This window comes from Aeribacillus sp. FSL K6-8394 (assembly GCF_038008865.1).
GTDB classification, from domain to species: Bacteria; Bacillota; Bacilli; order Bacillales; family Aeribacillaceae; genus Aeribacillus; species Aeribacillus composti.
The window spans coordinates 298,294-313,883 of record NZ_JBBPAA010000001.1; the positions used below are offsets into that span (position 1 = coordinate 298,294).

12 protein-coding genes are annotated in these 15,590 nt (G+C 38.4%); 7 read left to right on the forward strand and 5 right to left on the reverse strand.

Annotation, left to right across the window (positions count from 1 at the left end; translation table 11 throughout):
• The first annotated feature begins 278 nt into the window (after positions 1-278).
• Positions 279-1,094 (forward strand): metallophosphoesterase, encoded by an 816-nt coding sequence (locus NSR00_RS01345; protein ID WP_340786478.1) that lies wholly within the window; start codon positions 279-281, stop codon positions 1,092-1,094.
• Between the two features lie 771 nt (positions 1,095-1,865).
• Entirely contained in the window at positions 1,866-2,354 is a 489-nt protein-coding gene (locus NSR00_RS01350) for a hypothetical protein (protein WP_340786481.1), read from the forward strand.
• 248 nt (positions 2,355-2,602) lie between these two features.
• Here the strand turns inward: NSR00_RS01350 and NSR00_RS01355 are convergent, their stop codons facing one another.
• Genes NSR00_RS01355 through garR form a run of 3 tightly spaced genes read right to left on the reverse strand, consistent with a single transcriptional unit; the run spans position 2,603 to position 6,270 of the window.
• Positions 2,603-3,952 carry a GntP family permease gene (locus tag NSR00_RS01355; RefSeq protein ID WP_340786484.1) on the reverse strand — a complete coding sequence of 450 codons (1,350 nt, stop codon included), beginning with the start codon at positions 3,950-3,952 and terminating at the stop codon, positions 2,603-2,605.
• A complete protein-coding gene (locus tag NSR00_RS01360; protein WP_340786487.1) occupies positions 3,952-5,379 on the reverse strand; it encodes a four-carbon acid sugar kinase family protein in 1,428 nt (475 codons plus the stop codon). The genes NSR00_RS01355 and NSR00_RS01360 overlap by 1 nt, the downstream gene beginning before the upstream one ends.
• A 3-nt stretch (positions 5,380-5,382) precedes the next feature.
• On the reverse strand, positions 5,383-6,270 hold the full coding sequence (garR, locus tag NSR00_RS01365; RefSeq protein WP_130156769.1) for a 2-hydroxy-3-oxopropionate reductase: 888 nt from the start codon (positions 6,268-6,270) through the stop codon (positions 5,383-5,385).
• Positions 6,271-6,440: 170 nt separating this feature from the next.
• Here garR and NSR00_RS01370 point away from each other — a divergent pair, with 170 nt between their 5' ends.
• Positions 6,441-7,058, forward strand: a complete 618-nt coding sequence (locus tag NSR00_RS01370) for a GntR family transcriptional regulator (protein ID WP_144597489.1) — start codon at positions 6,441-6,443, stop codon at positions 7,056-7,058.
• 98 nt (positions 7,059-7,156) lie between these two features.
• Here NSR00_RS01370 and NSR00_RS01375 read toward each other — a convergent pair whose 3' ends face one another.
• Complete coding sequence (locus NSR00_RS01375) at positions 7,157-8,377, reverse strand: MFS transporter (RefSeq protein WP_340786492.1); 1,221 nt, start codon at positions 8,375-8,377, stop codon at positions 7,157-7,159.
• Between the two features lie 1,100 nt (positions 8,378-9,477).
• Between NSR00_RS01375 and NSR00_RS01380 the strand changes: the two genes are divergently transcribed.
• The gene (locus NSR00_RS01380; protein ID WP_066251654.1) at positions 9,478-10,593 is read left to right on the forward strand and encodes a cupin domain-containing protein; all 1,116 of its coding nucleotides are present in this window, start codon (positions 9,478-9,480) and stop codon (positions 10,591-10,593) included.
• 46 nt (positions 10,594-10,639) lie between these two features.
• Complete coding sequence (locus NSR00_RS01385) at positions 10,640-11,488, forward strand: fumarylacetoacetate hydrolase family protein (protein ID WP_063386379.1); 849 nt, start codon at positions 10,640-10,642, stop codon at positions 11,486-11,488.
• A 105-nt stretch (positions 11,489-11,593) separates the two neighbouring features.
• Here the strand turns inward: NSR00_RS01385 and NSR00_RS01390 are convergent, their stop codons facing one another.
• Positions 11,594-12,838 (reverse strand): IS110 family transposase, encoded by a 1,245-nt coding sequence (locus NSR00_RS01390; RefSeq protein ID WP_094244418.1) that lies wholly within the window; start codon positions 12,836-12,838, stop codon positions 11,594-11,596.
• Positions 12,839-13,142: 304 nt separating this feature from the next.
• Here NSR00_RS01390 and NSR00_RS01395 point away from each other — a divergent pair, with 304 nt between their 5' ends.
• On the forward strand, positions 13,143-13,544 hold the full coding sequence (locus NSR00_RS01395; protein WP_063386378.1) for an acyl-CoA thioesterase: 402 nt from the start codon (positions 13,143-13,145) through the stop codon (positions 13,542-13,544).
• Between the two features lie 102 nt (positions 13,545-13,646).
• Entirely contained in the window at positions 13,647-15,236 is a 1,590-nt protein-coding gene (locus tag NSR00_RS01400; RefSeq protein WP_340786498.1) for a class I adenylate-forming enzyme family protein, read from the forward strand.
• Positions 15,237-15,590: the final 354 nt, after the last annotated feature.

Consider the following 15,590-nt stretch of genomic DNA (forward strand, 5'->3'; position numbering starts at 1 on the left):
AAAGAAGCACAAAGAACCGATTGACTGATGCAAAAGAGCAGCAAGGCAGCAGCGGATGAATTTCGTAGATATGAAAATGAATGCTTGTTTTAGCTTTTAACGTATGACATGCGCAAAATAATTAAGAAAGGCAAACCTGTCTTTCCGGCAGAGGCGGAAGGCAGGTTTGTTAATAGTTTGAGCTCTTTTGCAGCTAAGAGTTTTTTTCAAATTCCTTTAACTCCCACTAGGATCGTTTGAGAAAGTTCGTTATACTTGGGGGAGAGAGGAGTTTGGTTATGCTATTTTTTGTTATATTATTTTTTCTTGGACTTTTCATATTCTTTTTAATAAAAGGAAGTAAAAATACAAAGGATGTAGCTGTTAAGAAAATCACAGTTCGCTGCCCCGATAGGAAAGCTTCTGCAAAGAATATAAAAATACTCCATCTATCTGATTTACACCTTGAAAACTTATCGATCAGCCCAAAAGAATTAGATGAGCTGATTTCAGCAGAACCAATTGATCTTATTGCACTGACAGGTGATTTTCTCGACCGGAAGAGAAGCATCCCAAAACTTTCCGCATACTTGGAAGTATTGAGAAAAACAAATCCAACGTACGGCACGTATGCTGTGTTCGGCAATCACGATTATGTTTTAAAGGAAAAAGACTTTGAAACTTTGAAAAAAATGCTGCAGCATTACGGGATAAAAACACTTCAAAATGAGCACGTGACCATTCAGCTTGAAGAAGAATGCTTGAATATTATTGGCATTGATGATTACACGACAAACCGCAGTAATGTTCAAAAAGCTTTTCACGGAGTGAAAGAAGGGATGCGATTAGTGCTGACACATGATCCAAGCGTTATTCTTGAAATGGAAAACATTCCGTTTGATTACTTGCTGTCCGGTCATTTCCACGGCGGACAGATCAATTTGCCAAAGCCGTACCATCTTTTTTACAAAGGCAAGCTTCCAAGAATGAACATTATTAAAGGACTCCATTACCATAACGAGCGGCCGTTTTATATAAGTGAAGGTCTTGGACAAACAGGAGTGAACATCCGAATTGGCAGCCGCCCTGAAATTACGTTTCATCAATTTTCATAGTATTTTTAACATATCTCTAAAATTGTAATGTTAAGATTGTAAAATTTTCCCTACTATGTTGAAGATGATTCAATAGCTAAAGCAGGATGAACTCCTGCTTTTTTCTTTTTGCAAAAAAGAGTTTATTTTCTTGTATCTTTAATAAAGTCAGCTTTCCGTTTATTTGTTATTTATAAAAGGTTAATCACAGAATCTACTAAGATCCACATTTGCTAATAACTAAAGTTAAATTTACGCTTTTCCTCTAATAGAAATGCATGAATCGATGAAAAACATTTCAAAATATAAAGCAATCACACCTTTTGCTCCCATTGTAAAATTGAATAAACAATACTTGCTGTTTTTCCATTGTTCAGCGTGTTGATCAATCGGAAATTTCAACGATCTTGAGTTCACAAAAAATTTTTTGTGAGCGCTTATTAGTTTTTTAACTTCATCCTTTCATTCGTTTCTCCGGTTTTTTTGTAGATGACTTTATTTCTGAACGCCTATAAACATGGTATACTCTTCCTATAAGGAGGCGGAGAAAAGATTTTTTTCACGATTGGGGTATTTAATGGAGAAAAAGCAAAAACTATTTCTAATCGCAAGTTTTAGAAGGAGCCTTAAAAAGGGGAAGCAAAGCTTTCAAAAATAATTTGCGGCTGCAACGTTTTATTGCCGCTTGCCCTTGAATTGGCTGGTGATTATATTTGCCGCCTTCTTTTTACATAGCGATGCAGTCATTGAAGCGATGACAGAAGAAATGATTTAGGAACGGAGGTTTTTTTAATGCTGCCAAAAACGATCGAACAATTGGATCAAATTCGGGAAGAATGCCGTAAATTAGTGAATAGACGTTCATCTGTTTCTGCTATTGCTGCAGCTGTTCCAATTCCGGGTATTGATGTGACGGTGGATGCTGCACTTGTGAAAGATCTGCTAAATGAGATCAATAAAAAATTTGGTTTATCAAAAGAGCAAGTTGATCAATTGGATGCGAAAACAAAAGAGCTCATTATCGTACTGGCAACTTCATTAGGAAATGAACTCATCGGAAGAACAATTGGCAAAAAATTGGTGCTGAGCTTGGTGAAAAAAGCTGCAACCCGGATGGCGGCAAAACAGACGAGCAAACTTATTCCTCTCATTGGAATAGGGGTTTCGGCCGGGATCAGCTTTGCAACGATGAAATATTTAGGAAATAAACATATTGATGATTGCTATAAATTAGTTAAACAATATATCGAACAGGAGGCGTCATCAACAATTTTGTTATAACATGACGGTTTTGTTTTTTCTTATCTAAATTAAATGGCTGAAGGGAAGGTTTCAATATTCGCTCACGTCAACTGAGTTGAAAAAATTCAATTGATATTTCTAAATGAAAACATTTTTATTTTATCGTATGGAAGAAGCTAAATGATTTTTAATTGATACGTTCTAGCGTATTTAGTATGGGATCATGATTTACGATTTTCACTTATTGAAAAAGGCTGGCTCGGATCCATGAGCCAACCTTAAAGTTTTTATATTCCAGGCAAAATTCCTGAAAACAGGCTGAGTATATAAACCATGATGAGGGATGTTAAGCCTGCCAAAAATCCTCCGATCGTCCATGCTTTTAAAGTTTGGACTATCGTAAGTTTTCCGAATTTGTTCACGACCCAAAAACCAGAATCGTTCGGAAGTGAAAGGCCGATTGCTCCTGAGCATATGGCTAAACCAAGCAGGATGGGTGAGACCCCAAGATCTCCCGCGGCAGGTCCTAAAATGCTGGAAGTCGTCACTAAAGCAACAGTAGCAGAACCTAACGATGCGCGCAAAATTTGTGAAAAAATAAAAGCTAATAAAAGTACCGGAATGTTCCAGCTTTGCATCGTTTCGATTAGATGGTCTCCTATTCCGCTTTCATTAATAACAGCTCCAAAAGCTCCTCCGGCACCGGTTATTAAAATAATAATACCTGCCGAATTAATGGCTTGTGAATACAGTTGCTGATAAGGTATAGAAATATATGGCTTAAGGATGATAATAGCTGCTAATACACTTATTAGTAAAGCAACATTTTTTTCACCGATAAACCCTAAAACGGCTGAAATTAATGTATTTGGAAATAATAATTGTGAAATGGTATTCAATAAAATTAAAATGATTGGAAGAGCCAGCATGAATAAGGATAAACCTGTGCTGATCTCTTTTTTCGGCTTTGGATTATTTTCATCGGTTCCTGCATTTTCGTCAATATCGCCTGAAGGATTGACTCGTTTTCCGATGAACAATCCGTATAAGTAGCCGCCAACCAGTGTTGCAGGAATCGCACAAATGATGGCATATAAAATGAACAGCCCTAGATCAGCATTAGTATTTTCCGTTACAACGAGCGGACCTGGTGTCGGCGGCACCATGCTGTGGGAAACGATTAATCCAATTCCTAAAGCGGTTACAAAAGATACAACAGATATTCCTGTTTTTTTCGATAAACTTTTGATCAAACCGCTTAGTATGACAAATGCTGCATCAAAAAATACGGGAATTGACACAACAGTTCCAGTTAATCCTAATCCTGCAACAGATCGGCGGTTTCCGAAGCCTTTTAAAACAGCTTGTGCTATTTTTTCAATGGCACCTGATGCAGCCAAAAATTCTCCAAAAATAACGCCTAGACCGATTAAGATTCCGACGCCCGTTAAAGTATTTCCGAAACCGCCTGAAACAATTCCAGCAACTTCATTCAATTTGAACCCCATTATAAGTGCGGTTATAATAGCAATGGTAATGAGTGATAAAAACGGGTCAACTTTCAGTTTTAAAATAAGGAAAAACAAGAATGCCAAAGCAAATATGAATACTAAAATTAACATATTTCCAGTAAGCATTATTCTTTCACTCCTTCCAATTTTGTTACAATATCTTTCAGTGTGGAGGCAGCACCGACATTCCCTGGAAAAATAATATAAGGTAAATTAGGGAATTTGCTTTCAGTGCCAATCTGCCACACAGGTATACCAGGTGCGATTTGGCCGGCAACGTTTGCACGTTTTACTCCCAATCCTTTTGTACCGATGTCGCTTGATGTGATACCGCCTTTGGCAATAATATATTTAGGCCTTATAGCAAAATTAGAAACGATGCTGGTTACTCCATCAGATATTTTGACAGCAAGTTGTAATTCTTCTTCCGCATCCTCTCCTAATTTCAGAAGTTCTCTTCTCGTGTAGATGACGGTGGTGATACCGTTTTTTACTTTTTGTTCTGCTTCCAAGCGGACACGATCGATTTCTTTTTTGAATTTTTCTTGATTCAACACGAGATGACTATCAAGCTCAATAAAATGAAGAGTTGACAATTTTTTTAATTGGTTTAGCTGTTCAGTCGTTTTTTTTACGTGTGAACCAATCAAAATAAGGCCGCCATTGCTATGATTTTCCTCAATTAATTCTTCTTTTGTAAGTAGTGGACGGGACTTTACATTTCCAATGATTTTTGTAAAGGAGGCTGCCGTCCGAAACAAAAACTGTTTACCGTTTTGAATTGCTTTGATCAGGGCGGATGCAAAAACGGAAACGTCTTCTTCTGCTAAAGCGTTAACGACAACTTTGTTAAAATTTGATACGGACATTAATTGGCGGTATATTTTATCAATATTTATTGCGCGAATATCATCTAATGAAATATAGGTAACAGAATCTTTCGTATATTCACCTTTTGTTTTTTCTTCAATCCATTCGCCTAAATGGCTTGAACAATAACCAAATGTCCGGTCGTTTGCAAATTCTGTCTCCCCAACGGGAATGAGAACCCCATCTTGGTCAACATAGTGAGTGTTTTGGACTGTTAATCTGCCTCCTTCTCTAAAAAACGGTATTAAAACTTCTCCATCTATTTTTCGTCCTGCTTTTTGCTCAATTGTTTCGCGGAGTACTTTAGTTTCCAGAGGATAGTGACCTCTTAAAGTTGAATCTCCTCTGCTGATTAAAATATAGGGACGTTTGTATTTTTGAGAAATCTCTTCAATTGTCACGGCAATCTCTTGATGAACTTGCTTGGTTTTTTCCTCAGTAAACGCTCTAGAGTTTGTTAAAATAAAAAACATTTGATTGTCTTCTTGAAATCCTTGTTCGATTGCTTTATATGACCAGTCCGTGTAAACGGGAATGCTGTGAACGGTCTGTACTCCAGTAGGATCATCATCAAGCACAATAATTTTGTGATTGAATTTCGAATTATATTGAGACCACTCGTTTTGAATCATGTCGAGATCGACTGTAGGGTAGGAGGAAATCACTTCCGTCGTCTTGAGCATAGCTTACACTCCCTTTTTCACTTCAAAATTTGCCAATTTCTCATAATATTGAATTAAACCTGCATGATCATCACCAGCTTTTCCATCTATCTTTAATGCATGAAACATTTCTAATACTTGGGAGGTTAGAGGGATGGGCGTGCCAATAGAACGTGCTGCTTCCACAACATTTGTTAAATCTTTTAAGTTAATATCGATTCTTCCGCCCGGAGTGAAATTGCGTTCTAAAATGAGCGGCACTTTTGCGTCTAACACAGCGCTTCCTGCAAGCCCCCCTCGAATCGCTCGATACATTTTTTCAATATCGATGCCTGCTTTTGCAGCTAAAATTAAAGCTTCAGACATTGCTGCGATATTGACGTTGACCATAATTTGATTTGCAAGTTTAGCAGTTGTGCCAGCCCCATTTTCTCCGACTAAAGTTATGTCTTGCCCCATGCATTTAAATAAATCTAAAACTTTTTTAAAAACTTCTTCTTTTCCTCCAACCATAATCGCCAAAGTGCCATCGATTGCTTTCGGTTCTCCTCCGCTCACTGGTGCATCCAACATATCAATCTCTTTTTCTTGTAAAATTTGCGCCAGTTCTTTTGAAACAACAGGAGAGATCGAGCTCATATCCACGACTATCGTACCTTTGGAAGCGCCTTCCACAATGCCGTTTTCACCTAGAATGACGCTTTTTACATGTTCAGAATTGGGCAGCATAGTAAAAATGATGTTACTTTTTTGCGCCACTTCTTTTGGAGAGGCAGATGATATTGCACCTTCCTGCACCAACTGTTGAACGGCTTCCTCGTTAATATCATAAACCGTGACTTCATAGCCTTTTTTCATAAGGTTTCTAACCATTGGTTTTCCCATGATGCCGATACCGATGAATCCAATCATTGAAGTAACCCCCCAGTAGTAAGCGTTTTCTTTCGAGTCTAATTGTACACAATTTAATTAAATTTGTATACAAAAAAATTAAAAATGAATACAAAAAACTTGTGTACTTTTAATATTGTTAATGACAATTTATACTATTCATTAGAGATTATTCAGAGGAGACGATTGCTTTGACAAAAAAGACACCGAAACATGCATACATTAAATCTTATGAATATATAAGAGATAAAATATTAAATGGGGAGTTGCCAAGAGGAACAAAGCTGACAGAAGAAAGAATTGCGGAAGAATTGGGTGTGAGCAGAACGCCTGTAAGAGAAGCGATTCGCAAGTTGGAGCAAGAAGGGCTGATTTTGCAAAAAAAAGTAGTAAATCCAACGGACAGTGACTTGCGAAACATTTTTCAAGTCAGAATTTTGCTTGAAGGATATGCGGCTCGCTATTCTGCAACTTATATGAGTGAAGAAAGTTTAGAAGAATTATGGAAATGCATAGTCACAGCAAGAACCGGAACGACTGAAGAAATCATGGAAGCAAATGAAAAATTTCATAATATTATTGTTCAAACAAGCAACAACCCGTTTATGATTGATATCATTGATCGGATGCAATCCATAATCTATTTATTTAGGAAGACTGTTGTTTATTATAAAAGGCCTTTTTTGATTGATGAACATGAACAAATCTATAAAGCCATATATCATCATGATGGAGATGAGGCGGAAAGATTAATGAAAGAGCATTTGCAGAAAGATTTAGACTTTTGTTTGCATTATTTTCAGCAGTGAGGAAATATTTATTGCGAACAAAATTTAAATATACATGAAAAAATATTATCGTTGCAATGTGTTGAAAGAAGATGATATAGCCCCCATAGCTGAGGGGGCTATTGTTGAAGAGAAGATTTTCGATCGTGCTCCAAACTTTTCGGCTTTCTGGCAAAACGAGACTGTACAAAGAGGCAGTATAAAATTAAACCTACCAACACATAAAGCGAAGTGTAAAAATATAAAGATTCAAATCCAGTAAAGACAACAACTGCTCCAGTTAAAAACGATCCGAGGCCAATGCCGATGTCAAAGATCGATAAAAAGGTGCTGAGAGATGCCGCTCTTCTCGCTGGGGGAACAATTTGTATAGCCATTGTTTGGAAGCTTGGAAACAAAGTTCCCCATCCAAGACCGATAAATACTGCACTTAACAAATATATGAAGGACGTATTTGCCATGCTCAATATAAATAATCCGAGCGCAAATGAAACGATACATGGGATAACAATAACATTTGCGCCGAATCGGTCAAACCACCTTCCGGTAAACGGCCGGGAAATGAGCAGGACGATTGCGAACACGACAAAAAACAAATTCGAACCAGCGCCAAGCTCTTTTTTTTCTGCAAAAACGGAGACAAACGATAATACGGTTGAATAAGCGAAAGCTAAAAAGGAAGCAATCAACGCAATGCGGAATGCTGATACCTCTACAAGTTTTTCAAAGCTGAAATTCACTTTGAAAAGTTCTCTTTTATTTAGTTTTGGCTTCATTTCATGCAGGTTAACTATTCCCCCGGTCAAAAGCGCCCCAACGGAACAAATAAGGGCAATGACGAGCATGACAAAAGAACCCCAATGATCTAACGAGGTAAGCCCTAAAAACGGTCCAATCACCATGGCGACATTGGAAGATAAAATAAAATATCCCATTCCTTCTCCTTTTTTCGATTCCGGCACGATATCTGCCACAATCGCCCCTGTTGCGGTTGTCGCGATCCCGAAACCGATTCCATGAAGAAAACGAATGATCAATAATAAGACAATTGAACTGACAAATAAATAAGAAATAGAGGCGATCAGGAAAATGACCAAGGAAATAATCAACATTTTTTGTTTTCCAAGCTTCTCCATAAATTGGTCGACGAACGGGCGAGTCACGATTGCAGCAAATAAATAAACCATTGCTATTAAGCCAGCCTCAGCTTCGCTGCTTTCTAAATCTTGAATGACAAAGATCGGCAAGGTGACCAGCAAATAATAATAGTTTATAAAAAGAAAAAAATTACAAATTGAAATACTAAAAAAATTTTTCGTCCATAATTTTGCTTCTTCCATATTTGTCCCTTCTTTGAAAAAGAATCATTTTTTCAGACTTTTTAAATAACAAACTAATTGTACACCTTTTTTTAAAAAAATAAAAGAATCGTGCAAATGGTATGAAGAAAGCGGTGAAACGAAGGCTATCCATTGTTTTTCACCGCTTTCTATTAAAATATTCACTATTTAAATAATAAATTTCATTAACATGTGTTCATTTTGATTCTAGTATTCAAAATGGAACATATTCTATTTCAAAAAAATATTCGATATTTTGGGATTTAATATTTCCCAGAATGAAGGAATCGATTTCCATGCCATTGGAAATCTTTCAATGAAACAGGAGCTAGGAAAATAAGTTTTCGAAATCAGCGGATGTTTGTGAGCGGAAAAGAGAGGAAAAACATATAAGTTTAAAAAAAACGGCAGAAGAGGCGTTATCCGATTACGGAAGTTGACCTAACATAGAGAAAAACCGTGGAATTGTTACAATTTATCTTCATTAAGTGGAAAGTACGTGAATAGTTTAAAAAAGTTAATAAAAAATACATTGTCCGGCAGTAAAGCATTGCGTCCTCCTTTTATTGGTTCATATTTCACGAGGTCGATCAATTGGTAATTCAGGTTATATACAATGACCCAAAATATTTTTCCACGAAGCATTGAGAAAAATTCAACAGTTATGAAACTATGATGCTGCTGTTATGCCAGTTGACCCTACGCTGTAGACGGAAAGTTCGGTGTAACCATTCAATGGAGAAGAAAAAACAGAAGTATCAGAATTTTAGCGAAGATTATAATCAAAACAAATGAGGCTTGCATGAAAGTTTAATAGAACGAAACTTTCTGTAAGCCTTTTTTTAGCGTGATGACAAATATTAAGCAGATGAATTGAAATGAGGAAAGAATGCACAGGCACTGCTGAGTGAGGTATCCGCCTAGTTTTTAGAAAATAAATTCTGACTATTGACAATATTAATTTTCTTTTTTAATATCGAATTAAGTAATTAAGTTCCCTATATCAGGAACAAATAAAAAATTTTATTTTTTTAGGATTGGTGGAAACGCATACATGATCATTAGTTTTGGATCAATTTTATTTTTCGGGAGGGTTTCCTATGAGCAAAAAAGAAGTCATCACGGACACAGAATTAAAAGAATATTACGATGGGATGAAAAATAGTTATTTAGGTCCGCTATGGTATGATTTAGGACACATGGTGACAAAAGAGCCTGTTCATGATGTGGAGCCATATTTATGGAAGTGGAAAACGATCCGCGATTATGTTATGAAGGCGGGAGAAATTTTAGAACCTGGAAAAGATGCTGAGCGGCGCGTTGTTTATTTGCAAAATCCTAATCTATTAAAACATGGATTAGTCGGATATGGGACACATACGTTGTATGCCGGAATCCAGCTATTGCTGCCGGGGGAATTTGCTCCTTCGCACCACCATTCTCAAGGAGCGATCCGTTTTATTATTGAAGGTTCTGGAGCTTATACAGCTGTGAATGGGGAAAAAGTGTACATGGAACGGGGAGATATGATTCTTACTCCTGCATGGACATGGCATGAACATAAACATGAAGGAACTGAACCGATGATTTGGCTGGACGGTTTGGATGTAGGACTTGTGAAAAATTTGGCTGCTTCTTTCTTCGAGCCTTATGAAAATGGATTTTATCCTGAACAGCCGCCTGAAAATTATTCAACTGAAAAATTTGCAAAAGGTGCGTTTGTCCCGAAAGGCAAAAAAGAAAAGCCTGGGTATCCGTCTCCTATTATTGGCTACAAATGGGAGCGCGCTAAATATGTTTTAGAGCAAATGAGTAAATCGCCAAAGGAAAACGAAGATCCGTATGATGGTTACGCGATTGAATACATCAATCCGACAACAGGAGGATCGGCAGATGAAAGAATCGGTTCGATGATGCAAAGATTGCTGCCGAACCAGCATACGAAAGCGCATCGTCATGTTCATAGTGCGATTTACCATGTTCTTGAAGGAAAAGGATATACAGTCATTAACGGACAAAAATTTGAATGGGAAAGAGGAGACTTCTTCATTCTGCCGCCATGGAGCTGGCATGAGCATGTCAATGAAGGATCGGAGGACGCTTATTTGTTCTCATTCAATGATAAGCCGGTTATGGACATTCTGGGATTAGAATATGAAGAGGCCCATCCGGAAGGGCATCAAAAAATTGAAAAAGTATTTACTCCAGGCCCGTAAATAGATTAAAAATTGTGCAGAAGCGATTTAAGTGAGGAGTGTGCCTATGAAAATTGCCATTTTTAATGATAATCGATTAGGAATCGTAGCAGGCCAAAAAGTTTCAGATGTAACAACTACCGCTGACTGGGATCAAACAAAGCCGCATGAATCATTAGTAAGGCTGATGGAAAATTTTGATTCATTAAAAGATACACTGGAAAAGGCAGCTCAAGAAGGAAAACAGTACGATCTTGAAGAAGTAGTTTTTAGAGCGCCTGTCCCTTCACCAAGCAAAATATGGGCTGCTCCTGTTAACTATAAAAAGCACCAAGAGGAGATGAACAAACAATTTAACAACGCTCCGAGAACGATTGAAGAACTTGCGCTGTTCTTAAAAGCTCCGTCATCTGTTTCAGGTCCGTCCGATCCGATTTTGCTTCCATTTAAAGACAGAAGAACAGATCATGAAGCAGAACTCGGATATGTCATCGGCAAAAAAGCGAAAAATGTTAAATATGAAGATGCAAAAGATTATATTTTCGGCTATTTCGCCTTATTGGACATTTCCATCCGGGGAAATGAAGAGAGAACATGGAGAAAATCTTTTGATACATTCACACCGATCGGTCCATGGATCGTGACGGCTGATGAGATTGAAAATCCCAATGATCTTTCATTGAAGCTCTGGGTCAATGAAGAATTGCGCCAGGACGGAAGCACGAAGCATTTAATTTATGATTGCTACAAATGTTTGGAAGTCGCCTCGACTTATTCGACATTAAACCCTGGGGATATTATCGCAACCGGAACTCCTGAAGGTGTCGGACCGATCCGTGATGGAGATGTCGTCCGCATTCAAGTTGGAAGTGTGGGGGAATTTTCCGTAAACGTGAAATTTGCAGATGAGAATTAGAAGGTGGAAGTCTGAAATATCTCTTACGGGCGACCACTGAAATAGAGGGCATAGTAAAATAAGCCATCGATCGATGATCTTGATGGAAATATTTGGATATAAAGGTTAGGTTGCAACAGTAATTATACGAAACCCTTGGGATTTAGCTAATAAAAGAGCTTGTTCTACCGTGATTTCACGGTTTACTGGAAGAACATCAGCTTTTTTATATAAATTCGGATTATATGGTTCTTTCTTTTTGAGAATGTTGTAGATAGCTGTTAAAAGCATACGTGCAATGGCAATAATTGCTCGTTTGTGACCCCTGCGCTTTTTGAGTTTCAAATAGCGGTTTCGAATTTCGGGATGTTTTTCACTTTTGACTACAGCGGTGGCACACTGTACCAAAAGAGGCTTGATGTAGCAGCCTGCTCTCGAAATTCTTACTGACTTTTTCTTGCCGGCACTCTCGTTATTTGTGGGTGTAAGTCCTGCCCAGGAACATAAATGCTTAGCTGTCGGAAACACGTCCATATTGACACCTATTTCTGAAACCACGGCAATGGCGGAAAAGATGTTCTTAAAGGACGGAACAGTTAAGATCAAGTTCATTTCCTCTGTGTAGGACGCGGCAAGGGAAAGAATGATTTTTTCAAGGTCAGCTTTACGAGATTGAAGGTCTTCATAGTGCTGTTTCATCACCTTTAATTTTTCAGCCTGCTCCGGTGTAATAAATCCGTCAATGGCTAACTCCAATTCAGGCAGTTTACTCTTCATGGAGCCGTGGATTAAAGGTTCAATATCAAAAGAAGTGTCTAAAGGGTTCTTAAGGAGCTTTTCAATGATGTTCATAGAGCTTTTGCCGAAGGTATCTGAAACAACATTTCCAAGCTGGATGTTAGACACGGTTAAACTGTTTTGAAGACGGTTCTTCTCACTTGACATAAAATTAGTCAGTTTAAAACGATAGCGCATAAGGTCACGCAGCTGTCTAATCTCAAGTGGTGGCATAAAGCTTCCAGCCACAAGGTCATGCTTAAATAAATCAGCAATCCATTTGGCGTCTTTTTTATCTGTTTTCTTGCCACGGATCGCCTTGACGTACTTAGGGTGTGCAAGAGTGATGTTGCAGGAAGCTTCAAGTACATTAAACACAGGAATCCAGTATTTCCCGGTAGATTCCATACAGACATCCTTACAGTTATTTTCACAAAGCCATTGTGACAGCTCATTCAATCCTTTTGTATAGGTAGAAAAGCGATGGCGTTTGTAAGTTGTAACTCCTTTGATTGTTGAGGCAATACAGGCAACAACAAAGGTTTTGTGGACATCGATTCCACAACAGATAGGGTATACAATTTTTAAGGCCATAGGGAATGATCCTTTCAGAGAATTATAGGGATAGACAGCATTGACTGATTGCCCAGCAATAAACGAGTAGTTGTTTATACAAAGATAAGTCTGCGTGCTCGAAGTCACACTTATTTGTGCTTGGAAAGGCAATCTACACATATAAACATGCGGTCACCCTGCAACCAGAGTGGCCCACTCACCTCCGCGTGATTTGTAGTTGACTGTTATCCCTATGACTTTAGAATAATAAAAATAACGCCGGTGGCACAATTGTTTCATTACGTTTTGTGCCTTGAGCGAAGCGAAAGGAATGGATATAAACATGAAAAATATTTATACGTTTAGAGTAGTGTGGGGAGATACAGACGCTGCTGGCATCGTGTTTTACCCGAATTTTTACCGATGGATGGATCAAGCCTCGCATGAATTGCTGCGCTCCGCAGGCTTTCCTGTGGCGAAGCTGCAATCGGATGAAAAGATCATTACACCGCTTTTGGAAGCATTTTGCCAGTTTAAATCACCTCTTCTTTATGATGATGAGGTAGCTGTCCATTCTGAAGTAGTAGAAGTTAACAACAAAGTTTTCAAAATCAAGCATACGTTTAAAAAAGGGGATCAAGTTGTAGCAGAAGGCCATGAAGTGAGAGCATGGACATCTGTCGCAGAAGATCGGCCAAAAGCAGTGCCTGTTCCTGAACATGTCAAAAACATCCTTTTGTCTTAATTTTAAGCTGAAGGCAAAGGTTGTTTTTGACAAACTCAATCGGAAAACCGCCATTTATGTAAGAAGGCGGTTTTCCGTCTACTTTTGATGGGAGGGATTTGAATGGCAGCAAACCGGATGACTGAAAATGTGCTGATTCATGAATTGATTGAGGAATCGGCAAAAAAATTTAAAGACCGTGTTGCTTTTGCAGAAGGGGACAATTTCTATACTTTTGAAGATTTGAATCAATTGTCATTAAGATTGGCGAGGCATTTTATACAGCTAGGTTTGAAGAAAGGCGATGCCATCTCTGCACAGCTGCCCAATTTCTGGGAATTTGTTGTCGTACATCTTGCTGCATCGAGAATTGGGTTAGTGTTTAATCCGCTCAGTCCAAACTACCGGAAAAAAGAGCTGCAATATATGCTTTCACATTGTGAAGCGAAAGCGTTTGTAACAATTGACAATTGGAAGGGATTCAATCATAAACAACTTGCTCATGAATTGAAGGCTCAGCTTCCTCATTTACAGCATGTTTTGGTGGCAGGGGAAAAGAAGAATGACCGCAGCATAAGTATCACAGCTTTGCTTGAATCAGAACCTGATTCCGTTTCTGATCAAGACATACATGAAAACTTACCGGCTTTTGATGATCCGTGCATCATATTATTTACATCAGGTACAGAGTCCAATCCTAAAGGAGTTCTTCATACATTCCGGACATTTGTTCCGTGCCATCTGCTAAATGGCAAGGAGTATCAAATAACGGACAATGATACCATTTTATGTTTAACTCCATTATGCCACATGTTTTCACTGCCGATGATTATCATTAGCCTTCGATATGGAGCGAAGCATTTACTTTATCGAGAATATAAATCAAATGAAATTATCGACTTATTGAAAAAAGAACAAGTATCTTTTTTGACTGCTGCACCCGCACATTTAATTGACTTATTAAGACAGTGCGAACAGCAAAATGTAAGCGGTTTAAATCCTCGGCTTATTTTAACTGGGGGAACAAAAATACCGGCGAAAATGGTTCAAGATCTTAGGGCTACATTAAACTGCGATGTTGCTGCTCAGTGGGGCATGAGCGAAATTTGTGCAGGAACCTTTACTCGTCCGGGCGATGAAGCTTCGTTAACATGGGAAACAGTTGGCAGACCGGCTCCGGTCGGGGAAGTCATCATTGTAGATGAACGGCACAAACCGCTTCCGACGGGCGAAATAGGAGAAATCGCTTTTAAAGGAGAAAGCTTATTTATTGAATATTATAAAAATCCGCAAGTAACCGCCCAGTCGTTTACGGAAGACGGCTATTTTTTAACAGGGGATCAAGGCTGGCTTGATGAAAAAGGATACCTCCATTTCGTCGGACGGACGAAAGATACGATTAACCGCGGCGGATTAAAATATCATGCTTCAGAAATTGAAGAAGCATTGCAAATGCATCCGAAAATCAAACAAGTGGCAATCGTCAGTGTTCCGGATCCTCGTCTAGGCGAACGGGGCTGCGCCTTCGTCTCTTTGCGAGAAAATGAAACGATTGATCTGGAGGAAATTAAAGAATATTTGCAGGAAAAAGGATTTGCAAAGTATAAGTTTCCAGAATATTTAGTGATTAAAGATGAACTGCCGACCACTCCGTCCGGAAAAATTTCAAAAGGGCTTGTCAGAGCAGAAGCAGCATCCTTATCTGAAAATTAAGCATGTATCAAGGCAGACAACGAACAAAGGCTGTCTGCCTGTTTTAAACGACATGGTTCGGTCAAACGTGAGCAGAACTCACAAAAGATCAATAAAAAAGTCTGAGAAACCTTTTTTAAAAGGCTGCCCCGATGTTTGACCGGCAGATCTTATTTTCTGAACAAAAACGCATAAGGGCTACTTTTAATGGGTGCTAGTTCATGTTTTGTGTGCTAGTTCTCTTTTTCATTTTAAAAGTTTAAACCCCATTCTTTTTTTGCCACGGATTTTATTTCGTTAATAGCATTTTGCTTTTTTTGAAGAATATGTTTATATTTTTCATCATCTGTGTGCGCCCGGCATGGGTGTAATCTA

Excerpts from the sequence above, each read along its gene's own strand:
- NSR00_RS01360 (WP_340786487.1), bottom strand. The coding sequence starts at position 5,379 with ATGCTCAAGACGACGGAAGTGATTTCCTCCTACCCTACAGTCGATCTC.
- NSR00_RS01380 (WP_066251654.1), top strand. The coding sequence starts at position 9,478 with ATGAGCAAAAAAGAAGTCATCACGGACACAGAATTAAAAGAATATTAC.
- NSR00_RS01385 (WP_063386379.1), top strand. The coding sequence starts at position 10,640 with ATGAAAATTGCCATTTTTAATGATAATCGATTAGGAATCGTAGCAGGC.
- NSR00_RS01345 (WP_340786478.1), top strand. The coding sequence starts at position 279 with ATGCTATTTTTTGTTATATTATTTTTTCTTGGACTTTTCATATTCTTT.
- NSR00_RS01390 (WP_094244418.1), bottom strand. The coding sequence starts at position 12,838 with ATGGCCTTAAAAATTGTATACCCTATCTGTTGTGGAATCGATGTCCAC.
- NSR00_RS01375 (WP_340786492.1), bottom strand. The coding sequence starts at position 8,377 with ATGGAAGAAGCAAAATTATGGACGAAAAATTTTTTTAGTATTTCAATT.
- NSR00_RS01350 (WP_340786481.1), top strand. The coding sequence starts at position 1,866 with ATGCTGCCAAAAACGATCGAACAATTGGATCAAATTCGGGAAGAATGC.
- NSR00_RS01395 (WP_063386378.1), top strand. The coding sequence starts at position 13,143 with ATGAAAAATATTTATACGTTTAGAGTAGTGTGGGGAGATACAGACGCT.
- NSR00_RS01355 (WP_340786484.1), bottom strand. The coding sequence starts at position 3,952 with ATGCTTACTGGAAATATGTTAATTTTAGTATTCATATTTGCTTTGGCA.
- garR (WP_130156769.1), bottom strand. The coding sequence starts at position 6,270 with ATGATTGGATTCATCGGTATCGGCATCATGGGAAAACCAATGGTTAGA.
- NSR00_RS01400 (WP_340786498.1), top strand. The coding sequence starts at position 13,647 with ATGGCAGCAAACCGGATGACTGAAAATGTGCTGATTCATGAATTGATT.